At 43.4% G+C, this 16,625-nt stretch carries 13 protein-coding genes and 1 tRNA gene; 5 read left to right on the top strand and 9 right to left on the bottom strand.

All coding sequences use genetic code 11. The annotated features are described in order from the left end of the window. The first annotated feature begins 27 nt into the window (after nucleotides 1–27). On the top strand, nucleotides 28–1,362 hold the full coding sequence (locus tag K9E37_RS04940; RefSeq protein ID WP_102703378.1) for a hydroxymethylglutaryl-CoA reductase, degradative: 1,335 nt from the start codon (nucleotides 28–30) through the stop codon (nucleotides 1,360–1,362). A 23-nt stretch (nucleotides 1,363–1,385) separates the two neighbouring features. Beyond that, nucleotides 1,386–2,699 (top strand): hydroxymethylglutaryl-CoA synthase, encoded by a 1,314-nt coding sequence (locus K9E37_RS04935; RefSeq protein WP_004110316.1) that lies wholly within the window; start codon nucleotides 1,386–1,388, stop codon nucleotides 2,697–2,699. A 370-nt stretch (nucleotides 2,700–3,069) separates the two neighbouring features. On the opposite strand, the gene K9E37_RS04930 is transcribed toward K9E37_RS04935, so the two are convergent. Together K9E37_RS04930 and serS are read right to left on the bottom strand one after the other, a co-directional pair. Further along, nucleotides 3,070–3,154 (bottom strand) — tRNA-Ser (locus K9E37_RS04930). Between the two features lie 196 nt (nucleotides 3,155–3,350). Then, nucleotides 3,351–4,637, bottom strand: coding sequence for a serine--tRNA ligase (serS, locus tag K9E37_RS04925; RefSeq protein WP_119522418.1), 1,287 nt, complete (start codon nucleotides 4,635–4,637; stop codon nucleotides 3,351–3,353). Between the two features lie 106 nt (nucleotides 4,638–4,743). On the opposite strand from serS, the gene trxA reads away from it, so the two are divergent. The 3 genes from trxA (at nucleotide 4,744) to K9E37_RS04910 (ending at nucleotide 8,012) form a co-directional block, all read left to right on the top strand. Further along, complete coding sequence (gene trxA / locus K9E37_RS04920; protein WP_012913881.1) at nucleotides 4,744–5,085, top strand: thioredoxin; 342 nt, start codon at nucleotides 4,744–4,746, stop codon at nucleotides 5,083–5,085. Nucleotides 5,086–5,233: 148 nt separating this feature from the next. Next, nucleotides 5,234–6,220: an aggregation-promoting factor C-terminal-like domain-containing protein gene (locus K9E37_RS04915; RefSeq protein WP_102155412.1), complete on the top strand. Its 987-nt coding sequence runs from the start codon at nucleotides 5,234–5,236 to the stop codon at nucleotides 6,218–6,220. Between the two features lie 163 nt (nucleotides 6,221–6,383). Next, nucleotides 6,384–8,012, top strand: a complete 1,629-nt coding sequence (locus K9E37_RS04910) for an MDR family MFS transporter (protein WP_248893132.1) — start codon at nucleotides 6,384–6,386, stop codon at nucleotides 8,010–8,012. A 53-nt stretch (nucleotides 8,013–8,065) separates the two neighbouring features. Here the strand turns inward: K9E37_RS04910 and K9E37_RS04905 are convergent, their stop codons facing one another. The 7 genes from K9E37_RS04905 to K9E37_RS04875 form a co-directional block, all read right to left on the bottom strand. Further along, nucleotides 8,066–8,776 (bottom strand): HNH endonuclease family protein, encoded by a 711-nt coding sequence (locus K9E37_RS04905; protein WP_033888582.1) that lies wholly within the window; start codon nucleotides 8,774–8,776, stop codon nucleotides 8,066–8,068. A 51-nt stretch (nucleotides 8,777–8,827) separates the two neighbouring features. Beyond that, the gene (locus K9E37_RS04900) at nucleotides 8,828–11,383 is read right to left on the bottom strand and encodes an ABC transporter transmembrane domain-containing protein (protein ID WP_102155414.1); all 2,556 of its coding nucleotides are present in this window, start codon (nucleotides 11,381–11,383) and stop codon (nucleotides 8,828–8,830) included. Nucleotides 11,384–11,653: 270 nt separating this feature from the next. Continuing rightward, nucleotides 11,654–12,757, bottom strand: coding sequence for a LacI family DNA-binding transcriptional regulator (locus K9E37_RS04895; RefSeq protein WP_012913876.1), 1,104 nt, complete (start codon nucleotides 12,755–12,757; stop codon nucleotides 11,654–11,656). A gap of 13 nt (nucleotides 12,758–12,770) precedes the next feature. Then, nucleotides 12,771–13,514, bottom strand: a complete 744-nt coding sequence (locus tag K9E37_RS04890; protein WP_004110301.1) for a ribonuclease HII — start codon at nucleotides 13,512–13,514, stop codon at nucleotides 12,771–12,773. A gap of 106 nt (nucleotides 13,515–13,620) precedes the next feature. Then, nucleotides 13,621–14,409, bottom strand: a complete 789-nt coding sequence (gene lepB / locus K9E37_RS04885; RefSeq protein WP_004110299.1) for a signal peptidase I — start codon at nucleotides 14,407–14,409, stop codon at nucleotides 13,621–13,623. A gap of 29 nt (nucleotides 14,410–14,438) precedes the next feature. Further along, on the bottom strand, nucleotides 14,439–14,804 hold the full coding sequence (gene rplS / locus K9E37_RS04880; RefSeq protein WP_004105329.1) for a 50S ribosomal protein L19: 366 nt from the start codon (nucleotides 14,802–14,804) through the stop codon (nucleotides 14,439–14,441). 247 nt (nucleotides 14,805–15,051) lie between these two features. After that, the gene (locus K9E37_RS04875) at nucleotides 15,052–16,566 is read right to left on the bottom strand and encodes an ABC transporter ATP-binding protein (protein ID WP_041160550.1); all 1,515 of its coding nucleotides are present in this window, start codon (nucleotides 16,564–16,566) and stop codon (nucleotides 15,052–15,054) included. Between the last annotated feature and the right edge of the window lie 59 nt (nucleotides 16,567–16,625).

Below are 16,625 nucleotides of genomic sequence, written 5' to 3'. Positions count from 1 at the left end.
TAGTCTACAAATCATGAGGTTATTTCGATGGCTGCTTTTCGTGAATTAAGCGTGGAAAATCGCATAAAAACCTTGCAAAATGAGGGCGCAATTAACGATACTGAGGCAGCATTTTTGCTTAAACAGTTTGCGGAAAGTTCCGATACTACAATTTCTGCAGACGTTGCAAATCATATGATTGAGCATCAAATTGGAAAGTATACGCTGCCGGTTGGCGTTGTGCGTGGGCTGATTGTGAACGGCGAAGTGTGTGACGTGCTGGTTGCAACTGAGGAGCCATCCGTGATTGCAGCTGCGTGCAATGGGGCGCGAATTGCTGCAGCGACTGACGTTGGATACGGAATTATTGCGCGCTCCCCACAATACGTGACTACAGCACAAATAGCTTTTGAGGACGCAGACGGAAGCGTGGCGGCGCGCTTGAGCAGAATCGTTGAAGATAAAGAAAAGGTTGCAGAACTGTTGCGCATTGCAAACGCGTCACACCCATCAATAAGTAAAAGGGGTGGCGGCGCGCGAAAATGCCGCGCTTCAGCTTTGCACGGCTTCGCAAAGCTCGAGATTGACGTAGACACATGCGACGCAATGGGCGCAAACACAGTGAACACTATGGGCGAAGCCGTCAAAGCCCAGCTGGAAAGCTGGCTCGGCGTGCAGGCGCTAGTTGCAATACTCACGAACACCAGCCGCGTTGCCAGCACAGCAGAAGTGCATATACCGGTTGAAGCACTAGCATCCAGGCGGCTGGAAGACTCTGAACGAGAGCGCGAGGGAAAGTGCCTTGCGCGCCGAATCGCGGCATTGAGCGCGCTTGCCGCCAGCGACCCTGCACGCGCCGCCACGCACAACAAAGGAATCCTAAACGGAATCGCAGGAGCCGCGCTCGCGTCCGGGAATGATACGCGAGCACTAGAATCGGCAGCACACGCGTGGGCGGCGCGCTCCGGTCGCTACCTACCACTGTCAAAGTGGAACACCGAAACTTTAAACGGAAAAACCATACTCCACGGCAGGATTGAAATTCCGCTACAGATCGGCATTGTCGGCGGCTCAATCTCATCGCTTCCAATGGCAAAACTCGCGATCAAAATCGGCAAATACAAAAACGCAAACGACTTTAGAAATACGCTTGCCGCGCTCGGTTTGGTGCAAAATCTTGCGGCTCTTCGCGCACTAGCAGGCCCTGGAATTCAAGCAGGTCACATGGCATTGCAGTCTTCAAACCTGGCAATTGCAGCAGGTGCCAAAGGTGCGGAAATCGCAGAAATCACGCATAATATTTTGCAACTTAGCCCTGCAGAAAGAACTACAGAAAAAGTTACGCAATTACTTCAAAAGTTACGAGAATCAAGTAAAAATTAAGAAAATTTAAGGGTTTAGGACAAATGAGCACACAAAATATCAAAATATCAGCAACCGCAGCAGCCAACACAACCACAACCTCCGCAACCACTCCCCTTACCGTCGGCATTGACCGCATCTCCTTCGCAACGCCGCACTATTACCTAAACCTCGAAGAATTGGCGGAACACCGCGGAATCGACCCTAACAAATTCACAATCGGAATCGGTCAAAGCGAACAATCCGTGCCACCAAATCACCAAGACATCGTCACTCTCGCCGCGCAAGCCGCATTCCCACTACTACCATACATCGATAGCAATCGCCTCAAAATGCTCATCGTCGGCACAGAAAGCGGAGTCGACGCAAGTAAATCCAGCGCGCTATACGTTCAAAATCTGCTAAAACTCACGCCGTGGGTGCGCTCTATTGAAGTAAAAGAGGCTTGCTACGGCGGAACGGCAGCTTTGATGATGGCATGCGATTACGTGCGCGCGCACGCAGAAAAAAATCCGCAAGTGCTTGTTATTGCAGCCGATATTGCGCGCTACGGGCTTGCTACCCCTGGCGAAGTTACGCAAGGCGCTGGGGCTGTGGCAATGCTTGTGAGCGCGAATCCGCACGTGCTTAAAATTAACGACGACAGCGTTGTAAAATCCGCGGATATTCAGGACTTTTGGCGACCTGTTTACCAAGACACCGCTCTTGCTCGCGGCAAGTTTTCAACCGAGCAATACATACAATTTTTCTGCGAAGTTTGGCAAAAGTATTGCGCGCAAAACGATTGCAATTTCAGCGATTTCGCCGGATTGTGCTTCCATTTGCCATATACGAAAATGGGTTTGAAAGCACTTAAGGCTGCGATGGATTCTTGCGCAAATTCTTGCTCTGATTCTTGCGATAATAGCAACCTAAGCGAGTCGTCGCGCAATCGCTTACTTTCGCGCTACGAAACCAGCACGAAGTACAGCCGTCGTGTAGGCAACATCTATACGGGTTCCCTGTATTTGGGATTGCTGTCTTTACTTGAGTTAGACGAATTTACTTGCGAAAATAGTGATCTTACTGCACTTAAAAGCGGCGATAAGATTGGACTATTTTCTTATGGTTCCGGCGCTGTTGGTGAATTTTTCAGCGGCACGATTGCGCCAGGATTTAGAGATGCGCTGTTTGCGCGCGAGCATGCGGATATGCTTGATTCGCGCGTGCATTTAAGCGTTGCTGATTACGAGGAGATGTTTGAAAGCGTTGCGCCTTACGCTCCGGAAGATTTCGAAAGCAGCACGTCTTGCCGCGAAGGTGCAAGCTTCTTCCTGGACGACATCACATCACAAGAGCGTCACTACTCCGCGCGCTAAAATCGAGCGAGCGCACGTTTCGATCGGATTCTCGCTCGCAAACGACCCTTCCTTTACACGACTGCAAACTTTCCGCCACCTTCACGCCCTTTCCCGTCAATCGAGACGAAGACAGACCGAGCTTTCACTGAAAGTACAGTGCACTTTCAGTCCTGAGAAAGCTCGGCAGAATAAAAAAGCTTCAAGCGCGAAATGCAGCAACACAAACCTAACACACTACGTTAAACACACTAGCCCACACTTTCTGCGTCTTTATTGACGCAGAAAGACCTCGCTTGCGTTGGAAGCACACTGTGCTTCCAACCTGAGCAAGCTCAGCGAATTAAAAAAGCCTAAAGCAATTTCACATGCTTTAGGCTTAGTTAATTCGCGGATGAGGCGAGATTCGAACTCGCGGTAGGTTTCCCTACAACGGTTTTCAAGACCGTCTCCTTAGACCGCTCGGACACCCATCCATTTGCGCACGAAAGCAATCAAATTGCCGCTTTCAACGCACAAGTGGTAAGCATATCATCACGTATAGAACACAACACACAACACCCAGATTCAAAAAGCTTATCAACTAAAAAATAAAGCCCAGGCAATTTCCCGGGCTTTGTAGCTAATTAAACGGTTTTTTGAAACAAACGCCGTGTTTGTGCACGAGTAAACTCATGCTTCCCACTTCGTCGGCTCAATCACTTCCTTGCCACCCATATAAGCCTGCATTGCCTTTGGAATATCAATCGAACCATCTTCATGCTGATGATTTTCCAAAATAGCCACAAGCCAGCGAGTAGTAGCCAAAGTGCCGTTAAGCGTACTAACTGGGCGAGTTCCGCCATCTTCCATACGTTCGCGCACATTCAATCGGCGAGCCTGATACTCAGTGCAGTTAGAAGTAGAAGTAAGCTCACGGTAACGTCCTTGCGTTGGAACCCAAGCTTCACAATCAAACTTACGAGCGGCAGAAGAACCAAGGTCACCTGCAGCAGTATCAATAATGCGGTAAGGCACTTCCACCTTAGCAAGCATTTCCTGCTCCATACCGAGCAACTTTTGATGCTCAGCGCGAGAATCTTCCTGCTTGCAATAAACGAACATCTCAACCTTATCGAACTGATGCACACGAATAATACCGGAAGTATCCTTTCCAGCAGCACCAGCCTCACGACGGTAGCAGCTCGACCAACCGCAATAACGCAAAGCACCATTGCTTAAGTCAAGAATCTCATCCTCGTGCATGCCAGCCAAAGCAACCTCGGAAGTACCGACCAAATACTGATCATCTGGTTCGCGCAAACGGTAAATCTCGTCCGCGTGAGAATTCAAGAAGCCAGTTCCGCGCATTACTTCTGGACGAACAAGCGTTGGCGTAATCGCAAGCGTAAAACCGTGCTCTTCGGCTTGATCAACAGCCATAGTAAGCATTGCGATTTGCAAGCGAGCCACAGCACCGCGCAAGAAGTAGAAGCGAGATCCTGCAACCTTCACGCCGCGACGCATATCAATTCCAGCAACGCCAGTTCCAAGAGTCAAATGATCCTTTGGCTCAAAACCTTCAGCTGCAAAATCGCGAGGCGTACCAACCTTCTTAACTACAACATAGTCGTCTTCTCCGCCTTCTGGAGCTTCATCTTCAACGATGTTAGAAAGCTTCCACATTGCCGTAGTGTAGTCGGCAGTAGCTTTTTCGGATTCAGCTTTGTATTCCGCAACTTTCGAAGCTAATTCTTTAGTTTCGGCAATAAGCGCAGTCTTTTCCTCCGCGCTAGCTGTTGCAACCTTCTTACCAATAGCTTTTTGCTCGGCGCGAGCTTCTTCAAAAGCCTTAAGAGCGGTTCGGCGCAAATCATCGCTGCGCAATACTTCATCGACGAGCCCAACGGATTCACCGCGCTTGCGCTGCGATTCCTTAACTACGTCGGCATGTTCACGAATAAATTGGATATCAAGCATGACTCCTAGCCTAGTGCCGCAAGACGACAGATAAGCGCACTATCGGCAACTTTATGCAAGGCGGCACGTACAATAAAGCAAATACGCAAAATATCGAGGGGGTAATATGGCAGCAATACATGCTACTACAGAAAATTTTGAGAAGATTGCTTCGACAAATGAAATAGTTGTTGTTGATTTTTGGGCAACATGGTGCGGTCCATGCAGATCTTTTGGTCCTATTTTTGAGAAGGTCAGCGAAAAATATCCCGAAATTCCTTTCGTAAAAGTTGATATTGACAAAAGCAACGAGATTGCTGCAGCTGCTCAAATCCAAGCTGTTCCAACAGTAATGGTTATTAAGCGCGGCGAAGTTATTTATAGACAAGCTGGAGCATTACTAGCTTCTGATTTGGAAGATTTGGTTGAACAAGCTAAATCTTACGAATCTGATGATTCTGAATCCTGATTTATAGACTATGCCATGAGATATAATACGTGAGGTTTTGCATATACGTTTTGCACATACATTTTAACGCATGTTTCTCATGTTTTATTAGTCTACGTTGCGAGCGTTTGCAAGTATCAATAGAGTAATTGCAGAAATAAGGAGGGTTATGGCCAGTCACCGTAAGCATACTGTTACGCTTGGTTCACTCAGTTTACGACAGTGGGCTAGAGTTAGCGCGGTTATTTTGGGCTTCGTTGCTTTGGTGATACTTGGTTTTGCCTCGCGAGATTTTTACGCTTCGTCTAAAGGTCACGCTGTTCAGGTTACTTCTTATTCGGCAACCGATTCTTCGCAAGTTTCTCGTAGTGCTAGCCGTGGTATGTTGCATAATGGTGCGACTTCATATATTAACGTTGTTATAAATGGTCATCATCGTACTATTTTGGGCACTGATTTCACTGATGTAAAATCCGTTCTTGATGCTGGAGATATCACTCTTGAGCCACACGATGTTGTTACTCCATCTCTTACAACTAAAGTTAGCGAATCAACTGTTATTACGATTAATCGCGCAGGCGCAAAATTAGAGAATTCCGACGACCCAATCGCGTTTAACGTCGTTAAAAAGGAAACTGCTGCACTTCCAAAAGGTACTGAGAAGGTGCAAAGTGAAGGCGCTAACGGCGTAATGGAAACAGCAAAAATAGTTACTCGAGCTAAGGGAAAAATAGTTTCCTCTAATATTTTTGCTTCTTATGTTAAAAAAGCTCCAAAAGATAAGGTTATTCTTGTTGGAACTGGCGGCTCTTCTGCCGCAATTGGCTTAGCTGCTTCTATCGGTACGACTGTTCCTGCTGGCGAGATGCAACAATGGGCTCACGACTGGCTTATCTCTAACGGTTATAGTGAAGCTGATTTTACTGCAACAGTATTTATTATTTCTCATGAGTCCGGTTGGCGCGTAAACGCAATGAATCCTTCTGGGGCCTACGGTTTACCTCAAGCTTTGCCAGGCGGAAAAATGGCTTCTGCTGGCGCTGATTGGGCAACTAACTATCAAACGCAGCTCCGCTGGTTCTGGAATTATTGCAATGGTCGTTATGGCTCCATTCAAGGCGCTTACAATCATTGGCTTTCCTACCACAGCTACTGATTAGAATCAGTCTAAATATCATTGTTTTGCGCAAAATAAATTTTTAAATAACTTTTGTTTTGCGTAAATTAAGTTTTGCAATTTTTGTTGTAATAGATAAGAGAATAGACTTAAGTCGATTGACTTTTGCCACCTATGCTTAAAAATACGCTTAAGAAAAACTATGTTTAAGAACAAAAAAGGATGTTTTATTTTGACGCACTCAACATGGCTGTCTAATAAAAGCCAAGATCTCAGTCATGCACTAACAGGCGAAGAAGCATACAATAACAATCGTCTTACACGTCCTGCTTTAATTTCTCTCGCTATTCTTACGTTTATTACATTTATCGGCAATTTCGCACAATTACAACTTACTGCAGCATTGCCAACAATAGTTCAAGAATTTGGTATAAGCGTCACAACTGGTCAGTGGCTTACTTCTATTTTCCAGCTGATTATGGCAATTATGGTTCCACTTACAGCATTTTTAACAAGACGCTTTTCTACTCGCCAAATTGTTATTACTTCCATGTCGCTTTTTACTTTTGGATCCGTACTTGCATGGCTTAGTAACGACTTTATGATGGCACTTGTTGGTCGAACTCTTGAAGCTATTGGCACTGGCGTAATGTGGCCTGTTTTACAAATTACCGTATTCTCCGTCTACCCTGTTACTCGCAGAGGTATGGCAATGGGAAGCGTTGGCATGGCTATGAGTATTGCTCCAGCAATCGGTCCTACTATTGGCGGTTTGCAAACTGATATTAATGGATGGCGTTCTATTTTCTGCTCTCTTACTATTATCGGAGCAATATCCGTCGTTTTGGCAGTATTTTTCTTGCATAATTTTGGAGAACACGATCTTAACGCGCATGCTGATTTCTTCTCGGTTGGCCTTTCGGTTATTGGCTTCGGCGGGCTCATGTTTGGATTCACTAATATTGAAGGATGCGGAATTTCACACCCATTATCTTGGGCTCCTATGATTATTGGCGCTTTTGGAATTGCTTGGTTTATTACAAGGCAGTTGCGAGCGCAAAAACGCGGTCACACTCCTCTTCTTGGTCTTAATGTGCTTAAAAACCGCTACTTTATGGTAGGTACTATTTGCGCTTGCCTTACATTTTTTGCTTTCAGCTCAATTATGGTGCTTATTCCGCTTTATATTCAGTCTGATCGTGGTTTTTCAGCAACTATGAGCGGCTTAATTCTGCTTCCTGGAGCGTTCGGCATGGCTATTTCGCAGTATTTTGGCGGTCGTATGCTAGATCGCTTTGGAGTGCGCCCAGTTGCTATGGCAGGCTCTATTATTCTGTTTTTTGGCACTGTAATGATGAGTCTTATTGACATGGATACGTGGATTTGGTGGATTTCCATTTGGCAGTTTACTCGCCAAATTGGCATGGGATTCTTGCTTATGCCAATAACTACGTGGTCGCTTAATTGTTTGCGTAAGGAAGAACTTGGCGATGGTTCGGCTGTAACTAATACTATGCGTCAGCTTTGGGGAGCTATTGGAGCACCTGTTTTAGTAGTTACAATGACAGTATTGACAACTCTTCACCATTCTGGCACAGGTCACGCTGCCGATGTTGCTGCTAGTATTTTCGGAGTTCAATGGACTTTGCGCATTAGTGCTATTATTACAGGAATTATGGCTCTTATCGTTATTTTTGGAGTCAAGGGCGAAGGCACGGGTTCTGCTCACAATCTTGCGCGTAGAGCTATTGATCGCATGCGCGTGTTGCATATTCCTCATTCAGCAGAGCATCACGACGTAATGCACGATCACACTCATAATCATTACTAAACGCTTATTAAACGCTTACTAAGTCACTTTACGAATACCAAACTGAGAAATCCTTACTTTGGTAATTTTTGTGCAGAACAGTTATGCAATACGCTTTCCATACTCTGCTTTTCTTCGCGAGTTACAGTTAAACCATATTTATACTTAACAGCTATTTGCCTAGCAACATATTCGCACCTGAAGGTTTTGTTTGAAGGAAGCCAGTAAGCTGCGGACGCGGAACCTTTTTCTTGATTAGCAGCTCCTTCAACCGCGAGTAGGTTCATCATATCGTTGCCAAATTTTAATCGTTTTGCACGATTCCATTTCCACGCTCCAGATTCCCACGCATTTTGTAATGCAACAACATGATCTATTTGAACTAATGCACTGGTTTTTCGCCCACGCACGAAGTGAATATCTTTGCCAGTATACGGATCATGCAACAAGCCGAAACGCACTTGGCAGGATCCTGCGTACTTGTATTTCACATTTTGTAAATCACGCGCTAAAACGTCTTCCCTAACGTCACATCCATTACCGTCATCGTCGGTAGTACGATATCCGAATACTTGACGCTCGTACCCGTAACGATAAGGCTTAGATATACGCAATTTTTCCAATGCTTGCGCAGCTTCTCCGCTTGCTTCATATTCTCCTGTAATTTTCCCAACGCTACTGTTTATTTTAGGAAGCAACAAGCCAATAACAATCCCACATAAAACAGCAAACAGCAGCATCCAGAACAGCGCAAGAAACTGCCTCTTGTTACAACGATTACGCATGCTCAGTCCCCCAACTCAACTTATGCATATTCAATATTTTTTAAATTAAAGTTAGCTACTGCTCTTAACTCTCATAACAGACGGTATTCTTTGTAAAACAACATCTACAACTTGCTGAATCATAATTACCAGCAAAACCATTGCCATAACAGCATAAACCGTACTCCATGCTGGAATATTAGCTGGCACCGGATGAATGGTGTGAGAAACTACTAGTGCGGCTACAGAAATGCTAATTAACGATATAGCAAGAACAAGTGCCGACATGCCTCCACTTTTACGAGCCAGACGCATTCTTTGTTGAGAAACTTTATGCATTGAAGTAACCATTCGATTAACGCAATGCTCACCTTGCCTAAATGCAAGTACTTCATCGATACCAAGCTCAATATCACTTACTTCATTCTCAACTTCATGCTGTTCAATGCGCACTTTATTTGCAATATGCTTGGAGCGTATAAGTAAGTATCGAGGAACAATAAACATAATAAACACGCACGAAACAATAGCTACATAAGACAAATTCGCATCGAAATAGTACAAAACAACCATAAGAGGTACAACTGCAAATATCATTCCAACATTCATGCTGATATGAGCTTTATGCCAATGTTCGTGATGCATATCTACACCTGCAAATGTTGTAACAAGAGTTAATGCACGAACTGCCATACAAGCAACAGCAACAAGCACGCACTGTTGCATTACAAAACCAAATATTGGACGTCCTGCAACAGCAAACATTGCTGAAACAATAGCAACAGGAATACATACTGCAGAAACAAGATTGAGAGCAGTACTAAACATTGATATAAAAGCAAAAATAGCACGTTTGAACTTTGAGATTGTTCTCACTTCATAAGTGTAAGCAATACTTGCAATAGAAGAAATATGCTTGTTTTTATTAGAATCTTGCTGAGCTTGCTCAACATTATGCGAGTTTTGCGAGTTTTGAGATTCGTTTAATTGATTTAGTTGCGTAATATTTTTAGAACTATCATTAGCAACATGACGATACGATTCTACAGTTGCTATTTCGTCCGTTGAGCTAATGCCATCATCATTTGGCATTAATACTATTACATTTGCATAACGCGCTATGCGACGCAATATTTTAACAATTTCTTCAGCCTCATGATTGCTAATATCACATTGGGAATAATCAAAAACGTACACTTTAGTGTGTCTTAAAATCGCTCTAGCAAGAATAACGCGACGCTTTAAATCTTCAGAATTATAGGATGCTTCAGGATTATTAAAAAGTCTATCTATTGGCATATCTAGACCGTCGTAATCGGCATAAACAACACCATCTATTCGCACAGCTCGCAATGCATCCCACATCGCAGTAGTCGTAGCTGTTGGAGCAGCCAAAAGTAAGTTTTCTCGCAATGTTGTGGAAAATAGATGACTTCGCTCGCTAACTATAGTAACAATATCTGCTAAAGCTGCAGAACTTGCATCGTTCAACGACAAGTAAGATGCACTATCGTTTGCGTCAAATACTTCAGAAACTACAAATGGAGAAACGTCGTCTTCATGAATATCATAACGGTCGCTATAAGAAAGCAATATGTCAGCAGATTTATTAAAACCTGTTCCAGAAAGTATTTTCTCACGCATAACATGATGATATTTACTTGGAATAACTTGCAATTCACCAGATTTTGCAATTATCGATAAACGCTGAGCTTCATTAGTATTCGCATTATTTTCCGAAATATTGCATCGCATACGCAAAGCAATATTGGTTGAGCCATCAGGCAAAGATAATGTTGAACCATCGTCACTAAATGCTATTGGAGCAGGAGAATCAGTAACCATTTGCAACAATGCTTCAACATGATTCAAACCATGAACAGCATGTTTAACTACATGCATATTCTTACCAACAATTCTCAGTGGCTGGACGCTTAACATTAACAAAGGCATTGTTAACAGAGCTGCAGCAAGACCTACACCTTTAACGGAAGATAACCAAACAGTTGCAACAATTGCGAGTCCAGCAATAACATAGGCAAATAATGCACTTACACAACGCCACGATACTGGGCTTAGTGCCAACGAGAATATAAGAGAAGCAACATTAAACAATGCAGCTAATGTGCAAATCCCAGCTATAGCAGGGTTAACTGTAAATAGTGCTGCAGAAACGACTACAGGAACAGGAATAGATGCAATAATTTGTGGAACTAAAGAAGCAACAAAACTTTGTATTGCAAAAATATCTTCATTTACGCGCAAAGAAGTAATGTCATGAGAATCTTCAACATCCACAGAGCGTAGAGATAATATTGCGCGCAACATTTTAGGGCGCAAACGCATAGCTATTCGCGACTCAATTTCTGCACAAACAGTACACGACCAGTAAAAAACTGCATATTTCAGCAAAATAATAGCAGCTAAAACAATAATGTAAGACGTAAATTCAACAGAACTCATTAAAGAAGTTCCAGTAGAACGAACAGGTCTTAATACTGGAGACAACATCCCAACGCAAACGTAGACAAAAGCTATGTTTACAAGATAAGAAATCGCAAGACACGCCGACCTTAAAACAACTAGATGCTTAATTCCTGGCACGAACGCAAAGCAGCGATTTATCATCTCCTGATCCTTTTTCTTTATTCCATATTTATTCAAAAACCACACACTCCCAACAGATGTTAAGATTACGCTTCACACACACCATCAACACGCCGACAGCCGCGTAATTATGCTGATTTTAAGCCATTTTGCCAGATATTAGCATTAAGAAAATAAAGTTGTTTCACAACTGTTTCACGCAATATTTAAATAATCAAAAAAATAATTAAAAATACCATTTTTAATTCTATTCTCAATAATTTTTTAATACAATTTTTGACGATCGCAAAATTATCTCAATACTGCACCAATAGAAGAACGCAATTTTAAGCTAGCAGGTATTTGTCCAACTCCATGAGACATATCTGGGAATGCTGGTTCAGGCCCATGATTCATTAATCTCAAAGCTTCACGCACTGCCAACGACCCTAATTGCTGCATATCGAGACTCACAGTTGTAAGAGGTGGGAAAAAATCACTTATTGCCGGAATATCGCCGAAACCAACAACACTAATATCACTCGGAATTTTCAAACCGTGCTCATACAAGGAACGCACAACTCCTACTGCCTGCTCATCGCTTGAAGCAACAATAACAGTCGGCAATGCAATGCCATCTATACCAAATTTCTCAATCATATGATTCATTCGCGCGTAACTTTCAGAAGACTTCCACGAAGTACATTGCACAATATGCGAATGAATACCTTGAGCAGTTGAAAGTGAACGCCATGCAATGAGTCGCGTTGCAGCACCTCTCCATTGTGAAGGACCTGCTATATAAATGGCATTTCGATGTCCATAATGCGCAATAAGTGACACAATATCGTTCATTGCGCGAGATTGATTAATCCCAATCATTGAATACTCAACGTTGCTATGAGAACGCAACATATTCATGCCTTCATGCGCGCTTATCGCACCATGAGTAGCAGTAACACATACGCACGGCTTAAGAATACGCGTACGACACAGTGACGTAAATATTGCGTCTGTTGGAGCGTCAATTATTAATCCGTCGACATTTTGCTCTTCAAAACTCTCGCATAAATCTTGAATATCACTTTGTTCACATAACGTTTCGTTGACCATGCTAATAGAAAGAAAAAGACCACGAGATTTTGCTTGCGCTTCTATAGGAGCAATGATGTTTCGAGATGTTCTATTTTCTGCACCAACGATAAGCCCTAAAGTACGCGACCTCTTAGTCGCTAATGCGCGCGCTGAATTACTTGGATAATACCCAAGTTGCTCAATAACTCGCAGAACTTTAATTCGCGTGTTAGCAGAAACATCAGGAGAATTATTAATAACGCGAGAAACAGTTTGATGACTTACGCCAGCAGCATGCGCAACATCGATCATTGACACGCGTTTTGCTTCATTTTCTGCCATATATACCCCTCGCTTATAAATGCCAAGACAATCTATGCAAATCGCTAGGTCCTACTTTTTTAATGGCATTGCGATGAGCTAAAGAGCCGTAACCCTTATTACTTGCCCAATCGTAGGCTGCATATTTCGGATTTTTAGCAAGAGATACCATAAGATTATCCCTAGTAACTTTTGCCAAAACTGCAGCTGCAGCTACGCTCGCACACTGTCTGTCTGCTTTTACTAAAGTATGGACTTTTACAGGCTCAGGAATGTAAGGAGCGTCAAAAGTATTTGCGACTTTGTCAATATAATCGCAAGGTCCATCCAATATTGCTGCAATACGAAAGTTTGAATTCTCACGCGTATTCTCACGCGTATTCGCATTTACGCTAAAACTTAGCTTTTTAATATCTTCCTCAACTTTAGAAATTGCTTTTAATGCAGCAACACCAAGAGCATAGCTAATACCCCACTCATCAATTTCTGTGTTAGTGCAAGACCCGACTGCCCAAGTTGTACACCATTTTTGCAACGGTTCATAAAGCTCTTCTCGACGCTTTTCACTCAGCAATTTAGAATCAGCTAAGCCTTCAGGCATATAGTTTTCTTTTACTTGTTTAATTCCAATAACTGCAGCTCCTACCATCACAGGACCTGCAAGAGAGCCTCTTCCTACTTCATCAAGACCAATAACCCAATCATAGCCTTCGCAAAGCAGATCTTGCTCATATTTAAATGATGGAACAAGCGGTATATTGGATGATTTATTTGACATAATTAAAATTAGTTTGTATAAGTTTTGCTAATACAATTGCTCTAATACGATTGTGTTAATAACATTGCGTTAACAACATTGCGTTAACAACATTGCGTTAATACTTTTATTTTGCAGGACGATCAGGCACATCTTTAAAATCATCATGGTGTTCGTCTAAAAGACCAATTCGATCAAGCGGCCACGATCTAAACACAGCAACGCCCTCGATTTTGGAAATCGGAACTAAGCCATCATCGCCATCATTGCGATGATATCGTGAATCCGCAGAATTAGAACGATTATCGCCCAAAACAAACACGTGACCAGCTTTAACTTTTACTTTAAACGGAAAAGCACTCGGGTCAACACCAGGACGAATATAGGAAGATTCTCGTATTGGAACACCGTTTACAACAATAGGCTGCCCAGCGCCTTTACACTCAACAGTATCCCCAGGCAAACCAATAAGACGCTTAATTAAATCCTTGCCAACAACACCGGAAGAATTTTCACCACTCAACCAATGTGCAGGATCCTCAAAAACAACAATATCTCCACGCTTTAATGGGAATAAGCGCGGAGTTAGCTTAGTCGTAATAACATAATCGCCAATATGAATAGTATCTAGCATAGAGCCAGAAGGAATTGTGTAAGCTCCAAATAGGAACACACGAATAAGTATCACTACTAATACTGGAATACCGAACCATGTTATAGCATCGCGCAAAGTTAGGCGGTCATTTTTAGCACGCTTAGAATGTGCAAAATGCTTACCTTTTCTATTTTTGCGCTTAAACATGCGAGAGCCGGAAGGTAAATCTCCTTCCGGCTCTGGCGGAACCGGTGAAGGATCTATACCATGACCCGCTACTGAAACGATATGAGTATCGCTAATTTGCGTGTCATCAGTCATAACAAATACCCTTCACATAAGTTCTAATTTTACTTAGCAGAGTTATCGCGACGCTCAGCAATACGAGCAGCCTTACCACGCAAAGCGCGCAAGTAGTACAGCTTAGCGCGACGAACGCGACCGCTACGAACCAGCTTAATCGAATCGATAGCTGGAGAATGAAGTGGGAAACGACGCTCAACACCAGTGCCGAAGCTCACCTTACGAACAACGAAAGTTTCACGCACGCCAGCACCCTTACGAGCAATCACAACGCCGGTGAAAGTCTGAATACGAGTGTTGTTGCCTTCCTGAATCTTAACGTTGACGTCAACGGTATCGCCAGGACGGAAAGCTGGAATTTCTTCAGCAGCCTTAAGATGCTTAGCATCAAATGCTTCTACAGCATTTACCATAATATTCCTCCATCGCCGCCGCATATCGACGCATAGTAAGCGTTAGCAACAAATGTGCTACGCAAATCTTTCCCCAAAAAGTTCGCTTTTTAGGGGGCTTCCGATCCGCGCAATCTTAAATAAGAAGCGACTAGACCTAAAAGATAAAAGAACTATGCGGCATCCCTTTATCGAAAGCATACAAGTACCAAATTTATGCTCAATAATGGACATTATTGAGCATAATTCCGCACTATTCCGCACTATTTCAGCGCACAACTCCATCGAGAGGAGCAGTTTCAACTGTACGAGTCAACTCGTCATCATCAGCGTCATAATCAAACAACTCGCCGTAACGACCCCAGCTAATTGCAATATCAAACTGTTGACGCGCCAAAGCATCCGTGTGCTTACTGCGCAACAAATCCAAAATCAGCTCGCCACGAAGCTTTCCGTTACGATTCCTACTCAAAGCTTGATCAATTGCGTGCACAAGAGACGCATGTTCAATCGCAAGACGAGCAAAAACTTGCTTACTGTGCAAAATATCGGCATTATGCCACTCTTCACCCTCAGAAGTGATAGTAATATGACCATTTTCTGCAGTAAGCAAATTAAGCATCGTGCCAGCATCAACAAGTGGGAACAAATCATCAATCTCAAACGACAAATCAGCTGCCAAATCAGCCAAATCAATACCATCTGGGCTTTCAGAAATCACGTCAAGCAAACCAGCCATACCACCTGGTGTAGCGTTTGGAAGCAAACGAACAGCCACAGGCTCTGCCTTTGTCTCACCTGCTTCAGCTTCATCCTCACTTTGCTTATCTTCATCTTCATCGTCATGGTGGCGCTGAATAAGCATATCTGCAATTGCTGCAGCTTCGTTATCTTCAGCATCTTCATTAGTTGCATTATTTGCTTGATCTTGAGAATCAGCATCTTCGGAAGCGTCTTGCTCTGCAGTGCTTTCTGGAGCAGAACCAGTCAAAATAGCATACAAATTATCAACCATCGCTTCAAATTCAGCACTGTGCTTATCTCGAGGACGAGGCAAATCAACATTCACATCAGCAATTAAGTGACCTGGATGAGATCCAAGAACCACAACGCGATCAGCCATTTGCACAGCTTCTTCAATATTGTGCGTCACAATAAGCACAGACTTAATATCTCGCTCCTCGCTAGACCACAACTTAAGAACTTCCTGACGCAAGTTTTCAGCAGTAAGCACATCGAGAGCAGAGAACGGCTCGTCCATAAACAATGCATCTGGTCTCAGCACCAACGCGCGCGCAATACCAACTCGCTGACGCATACCGCCGGAAAGTTCCTTAGGATACGCTGTTTCAAAGCCATCCAAACCGATTGCATCAATTGCAGCTAAAGCAAGCTCAGTACGCTTTTCTTTACTAACACCTCTAGCACGCAAGCCAAGTTCCACATTGTCTTGTACTGTAAGCCACGGCATAAGAGCGAAGGTTTGAAATACGATTGCAACTCCTGGGTTTGGGCCTGTCAGCTCGCGTCCGCGATATGTTACTGTGCCTTCTGTTGGCTGCACAAGACCAGCCATTGTGCGTAGAAAAGTTGATTTTCCAGCACCAGAACGTCCCAATATTGCCACGATTTCACCCTCGCGAAGAGTGAAAGAAATATCGTGCAAAACGTGCTGAGTAGTGCCACTGTCAGAAGTGAAGCTTTGACTGATGTGCTTTGCGTCGATAATATCGCTTGTAATTGAGGATTGCACTTTTTTTGCATTGCTCTTTAAAGTATTCATAATTTTGCCAATCTTTTCCATAAAATTTTGTTATTTTAAGCGATTTATTAGTAAATTTA

Origin of the sequence: Gardnerella swidsinskii (assembly GCF_023277705.1) — a bacterium.
Taxonomy (GTDB): Bacteria; Actinomycetota; Actinomycetes; order Actinomycetales; family Bifidobacteriaceae; genus Bifidobacterium; species Bifidobacterium swidsinskii.
Note: the sequence above shows the minus strand (reverse complement) of the source record. Positions and strands in the feature narration are given on the sequence as shown.